This is a genomic window from Ancylomarina sp. (genome assembly GCF_041555295.1).
GTDB lineage: Bacteria > Bacteroidota > Bacteroidia > Bacteroidales > Marinifilaceae > Ancylomarina.
In genome coordinates, this window is record NZ_JBFFKR010000260.1 from 1 (window position 1) to 4,881 (window position 4,881).

At 38.8% G+C, this 4,881-nt stretch carries 4 protein-coding genes; all 4 read right to left on the minus strand.

Features of this window, described 5'->3' with window-relative positions; all coding sequences use genetic code 11:
- Positions 1 to 93: 93 nt before the first annotated feature.
- Positions 94 to 1,500 carry an aspartate ammonia-lyase gene (gene aspA, locus ABY905_RS14080; RefSeq protein ID WP_372644965.1) on the minus strand — a complete coding sequence of 469 codons (1,407 nt, stop codon included), beginning with the start codon at positions 1,498 to 1,500 and terminating at the stop codon, positions 94 to 96.
- A 435-nt stretch (positions 1,501 to 1,935) separates the two neighbouring features.
- Positions 1,936 to 3,105, minus strand: a complete 1,170-nt coding sequence (locus tag ABY905_RS14085) for a porin (RefSeq protein ID WP_372644967.1) — start codon at positions 3,103 to 3,105, stop codon at positions 1,936 to 1,938.
- 278 nt (positions 3,106 to 3,383) lie between these two features.
- Positions 3,384 to 4,457 (minus strand): L-asparaginase 2, encoded by a 1,074-nt coding sequence (gene ansB / locus ABY905_RS14090; RefSeq protein WP_372644969.1) that lies wholly within the window; start codon positions 4,455 to 4,457, stop codon positions 3,384 to 3,386.
- 49 nt (positions 4,458 to 4,506) lie between these two features.
- Positions 4,507 to 4,881 (minus strand): anaerobic C4-dicarboxylate transporter family protein (locus tag ABY905_RS14095; protein ID WP_372644971.1); only part of this gene is annotated, 375 nt, incomplete at its 5' end.

Sequence of the window (4,881 nt, forward strand, 5' to 3'; positions counted from 1 at the left end):
AATACAATCCTAAAACAGCGCACTTGCCGTTACTTACACTTGAAAGGTAAGTTTACTGTGGCGCCAGTATAAGCCTGCGCCATCTGCTTGATATTATTTAGTCACAAACTTCTGAGGTTTGATCATTCTTTCTGGTTGTAGCAATTCGTCCAACATCTCTTTGGTCAGTAGGTTTTTCTCCAAAACCAAATCGTAAACGCTACGGTTGTTTGCAAGAGCTTCTGATGCCAAAGACGATGAAGCTTCGTAACCCAAAGTTGGATTCAGTGCAGTCACAATACCAATACTATTAAGAACCATCATGCGGCAATGTTCTTCGTTGGCAGTAATACCAGTGATACATTTTGTATTCAGAACGTTCATTGCATTCTCAAGCATCTCCATTGATTCCAAAATAGATCTAACCAATACAGGCTCCATCACATTAAGTTGCAATTGTCCGGCTTCAGCTGCAAAAGTTACAGTCAAATCGTTACCAATAACCTTGTACGCAACCTGATTTACAACTTCAGGAATTACTGGATTCACTTTACCTGGCATAATTGAAGAACCTGGCTGCATTGGAGGCAAGTTAATCTCATTAAAACCACAACGTGGTCCTGAAGACAATAAACGAAGGTCGTTACAAATCTTAGACAATTTAATAGCCAAACGCTTAAGTGCTGAAGAATACATCACGTAAGAACCTGTATCAGGCGTTGCCTCTATAAGGTTACCAGCCAAAACAATATCCAAATTGGTAATTTGCTGTAAGTGTTTCACCACTTTTTCAGAATAGTCAGGCTCCGAATTAATTCCTGTACCAATAGCGGTTGCTCCCATGTTTACTTCGCGGAACAATTGTGCGTTTTGATTCAAACGTGCAATTTCTTCCTCAAGGTTAACGGCATAAGCTTCGAATTCTTGTCCAAGTGTCATCGGTACAGCATCCTGTAGTTGGGTACGGCCCATTTTGATCACATGGTCAAATTCCTTACCCTTGGCATGGAAAGCTTCAATTAATTGTTTCAACACCTCAATCAAACGGGTGTTGTGATTAATTAGAGCAATTTTGATGGCTGTAGGATAGGCATCATTTGTTGATTGTGAAAGGTTGATATGGTTGTTAGGATGACAGTGCTCGTAGTCACCTTTTTCAAATCCCATTAATTCCAAAGCACGGTTGGCAATCACCTCGTTGGCATTCATATTGGTCGATGTACCTGCACCTCCCTGAATCATGTCAACAGGAAACTGATCGTAAAATTCGCCAGCCAAAACTTCTTCACTTGCACTAACAATATACTTCGTCAGTTCATCAGAAAGCAAACCCAATTCGTTATTCGCTTTGGCTGAAGCCATTTTCACCATTGCCAAAGCATCAATAAATAGGGGATAGAAACTTAGTTTAACACCACAGATATCAAAGTTTTCAACGGCGCGAAGTGTTTGGATGCCATAGTAAGCATCAGCTGGTACCTCTTTATAACCCAATAGATCGTGTTCTTGTCTTGTTTTCATCGAAGAAATTACTAAAATTATTAATTAATCGATCTGATTGCTTTTATCCTTTATTATTGTGTCCCTTTCTGATTGATCCCTCACCTACTAGTGAATGAGATTGTCTAAGGAGGCTTTTGTTTCCAAGAATTCTTAAGCTCAGATTTGCTGTTTTTATTTCGGTTCAAAATTAGATGAAGTAACAGTATGCAGCTACAAAAGTGCCATGCTGTTCGACTTAAAATTAAACTCTTTATAGCCTATGTGAGAGTGAAATATTTCACTCCTATGTGGTGAAGCTTTTATTAATCAGTACTATAAAAAAAGAGGGGTATCTGATAAAACAGGTACCCCTCTTGGATAATTTGTAACAGTAAGTTTAAAATGCGAGGGGCATTTTATTTAAATTGTGAATTCAGACTGTTAACATTTTATTAATCTAAAATGACCAGAAGCCTAGTACATTTTAAGTCTGTAAACCATACCAATAGAGAAACGGTTTGTGTGCTGATCTTTAAGTCCCATGCTTTCAGTCAAATTGCTATCGTAATCGAAGTGACGACCTGTGTATGTGAAGAAGATCTTCAAGCCATCAGCAATAGGGTGATATTCTAAACCAGTCATATAACCATATGATGTACGGAACTCGTTGTTTAGGTTCTCATCTGTGTTACCGTCGTTTGTAGCTGTTTCGTACATACCTTTCACAAACATGTTGAATTTGTTGTTCAAACGGTAATCTACTTTTGCTACAAAAGAGTTGTAAACAACATCAGTAGCACGTACATACTCACCACCATTAGCATTAATCATATCCGACACAATACCTTTACGGTCGATGTCCTCGCTAGAGTTCATCCAATCGAATTGCAATTGTGCTTTCTTACCCAATTTTACTTGAGTACCCAAAGCGATATAATTTGTATTCATATCCTTAGCATCTTCGAAAAGAGAGTAAGACCAACGAGTCTGTACAATACCGTCGAAAAGGCTACCATTCCAGTTTAATGTATAACCCAATGCATTCTTGCTAGCTTCTACACCGTTTAAACCATTGTAGATGTTATCCATATAATCGTTACGAGAATTCACAACCTGAAAACGGAATTCCTGACCTTTCACCTGGTATGCAAAATCTACACCTGTAAGGAAGTTATCCATATAGTCGATCATATCGCTGTACTGGTAAATGTCAATAGGGTTCAAGTCGAACTCATATCCACCAAAAGCAGTACACTGCTTACCACCAGTAATGGTGAAGTTTTTTGCAACATCGATAGAGATAGAAGCAATATCAGTAGCACGAGATAGGTTATCTAAACCTTCGGCAGAAGTGCCACGGTTCATACGGTGACGCACACGGTAACGAATACCCTTAACCACTTCACCACGCATTTCTAAACGCATTTGGTTTGTTTTGAAATCGATTCCTTCATAATCGCCACCATTCAAATACACGTTGGCCGAATTTTGAAGATTCAGGTAGAAGTTAAAAGAGTCGTTCTTTTGATCTAAAGCAGCTATCTTTTTCTCTAAAGTTTTTAGATTTAAAGCTTCCTGAGCCATTGATGTTCCACCTATGGTAAGAACAGCAACCAATGCGATAATATATTTTTTAAAACTCATTTTGTAGTCGTAAACAGGTTTCTATTGTAATACCGATTGTTGTTTCGTTTGAGCCCTAAATTCGCAAGCTCATCTACGACTCAACTCAACATACATCGGCATTATAACATATAGCTTATTGTATAAGCTAAAGTCAATTAGTTATAAGTATATGAGAGGTTTATTGTTGGTTTTCCCCAAAATCTGGGAAAAGGAACCCCAAGGGGAAGAGAGCCTCTCTACTCTTCCCGGGGTCATAATTTAAACGATACTGGAAATGATTCTACTGAATCAGATTTCTAATACTCGTAAAACATTCTTTGAATTTCTTTGTAGTCGTTGGTCTTAGTCAAAGCCAACATCAAAAGGATTCTTGATTTTTGTGGATTCTTGTAAAGAGAAGCAACAAAGTTGAATTTTGCATCATCAACCTCAGCATCTAAAGTAGCTGATCCCGAAAATACACGAGAGCTACGTACCACTTGAATACCATCTTTTTGAGCAGCAACTAAAGCATCCATTACAGTTGGGTAAAGGTTACCGTTACCTACACCTGCGTGGATAAGTCCTTTAGCACCATCTTTTACCAAAGCGTCAACAACAACAGCGTTGGCATTTGAGTAACCGTAAATGATATCTACCTGAGGTAGTTTATTTAATTTAGTAATGTCGAACTCAGAAGCAGTTGTGTGCTTTGCAGTAGTTGCACGACGGAAAGTAGGCTGACCATTGTGCATATAACCCAAAGAACCGAAGTTAGGGCACTGGAAAGTAGACACGTTTGTTGTGTTGGTTTTAGTTACATCGTCAGCACCTAAAATAAGGTCGTTCATTGAAACCATTACACCACGTCCTTTAGATGCAGCGTTAGATGCTAAAGCTACAGCATTGAAAAGGTTCATTGGTCCGTCAGCACTCATTGCTGATCCTGGACGCATAGATCCTACCAATACAACTGGCTTGTCGCTTTTTACAACAAGGTTCAAAAAGTAAGCTGTTTCTTCCATTGTATCCGTACCGTGAGTAATCACAATACCATCGCACTCGTCAGATGCTAACAATAAGTTGATTTTCTTAGCTAGTTTCAACCAAACCGCATCGTTCATCTCCTGGCTACCGATAGAAGAAATTTGTACGCCTTTGATTGTTGCCAAATTCATGACTTCAGGTACAGCTGCCAATAATTTATCAACAGTAACCACACCCGCAGTGTAATTGGTTTTGATGCTTGAATCACCCGATCCAGCAATGGTACCACCAGTTGCAATAATAGTCAGGTTTGGTAATGTTTGCGCATTAACGGAAGACATTGCTCCCATGGTAACAATTGCTACCAGTACTAATACTCGGGTTAATCTTTGTTTCAGGTTCATAATCTTAGTTATTAATAATTAATTAGTCTTAAGTTTTATTTTTGGTTTTCTAGAATAGTATCGAAACTAATAGGAAGCCCATTGAAACAGCTCCAATAGTAGCCACCATGCCTGGAATCATGAAACTATGATTCAATAAGTATTTCCCAATTCGTGTTGTACCCGTTTGGTCGAAATTAATTGCAGCAACTACAGTCGGGTAGTTTGGAATAAAAAAGTATCCGTTTACCGATGGGAACATAGCAATAAGTGCAGGAGCAGGAATACCCAAGGCAATACCCAAAGGCATTAGGGCACGAACTGTTGCAGCCTGACTATAAAGCAGGATTGAAAGCACAAATAATGCTAAGGCAAACAACCACGGCATATTTGTCACCATCTCTTTAATACCTCCGCCCAAATATTCCATATTGGCTGCGAAAAA